1 protein-coding gene is annotated in these 1,110 nt (G+C 62.1%); it reads left to right on the top strand.

The window, feature by feature from the left end:
• Window positions 1–108: 108 nt before the first annotated feature.
• On the top strand, window positions 109–1,110 hold a 1,002-nt coding region (locus AC1DMG_RS22305; protein WP_477181167.1), incomplete at its 3' end, for a DUF748 domain-containing protein.

Raw genomic sequence — 1,110 nt, 5'->3', positions numbered from 1 at the left:
CCCTAGTACACTTCGACCAAGGCGGCCGACTAATCGCTGGGATTGTGAAGGTATCCGGCCCAAGGGCTGGATACGGTCGGCGCGCGATGGCACGGGAGCATCGTCCGCATGGCTGATCTGTTCAGCAATCGTCATCTGGCCGCGGGACGCGACCGCGCCATCGCCGTCTACCAATCGCATCGCACACGCAAGATCRCCTTGATCGTTGCGATCGTGGTGATTGTCTTCGGCATCCTCGGCTTTCTTGCGGCGCCATCGATCATTCGAAGTCAGATCGAAAAGCGCGCCAGCGCCGCACTGCAACGCCCCGTCACGCTGGGTGCCGCGCATCTCAATCCGTATACGTTGCGGCTGCAGCTGGATCAGCTGCATATCGCCGACAGCGATGGCAAGTCGGCCTTCGTCGATGTGGACCAGGCCGTGATCAATGTGTCATGGGCCTCGCTGTTCCGCATGGCGCCCGTGCTGGATGAACTGGTCGTGCAGCATCCGCGCGTCCGCATCGTGCGCACCGGCGACCAGCGCTTCAATTTCAGCGACATCATCGATCGCTTCAACGCCACGCCGTCCGACCCGAAGGCGGCACCGGCGCGCTTTGCGCTTTCCAACATCAGCGTGCACAACGGCGATATCCAGTTCGCCGATGAGGCGATGAAAGCCAACCATCACGTGGAAAAGCTGGAGCTGGGCATTCCCTTCATCGCCAACCTGCCCAGCGATACCGATGTATTCGTGCAGCCGCTGTTGTCGATGAGCGTGGATGGCAGCCCGCTGCGCGTCGAAGGCCACACCAAGCCGTTTGCCGACAGTCGCGATTCCACCATCAATTTCCGCCTGGATCGCCTCGATCTGGCGCGCTACATCGGCTATGCGCCCACCACCCTGCCGGTGGCGATACCCAAGGGACTGCTCAGTGGCGATCTGGTGCTGCATTTCGTGCAGGCCAAACCGACGCCGCAGCTCCAGCTCACCGGCAAACTGCAGATCGACGACTTCGTGCTCAACAGCAGCAACGGCCAGTCGATCCTGASCCTGGGCAAAGGCACGGCCGAGCTCAGCGACGTGCAGCCGCTGACGTCGCGTTATGTGCTGGGCGCACTCGTGCTGGAC

It is taken from the genome of Dyella sp. 01N36, from assembly GCF_056399745.1.
Note: the sequence above shows the minus strand (reverse complement) of the source record. Positions and strands in the feature narration are given on the sequence as shown.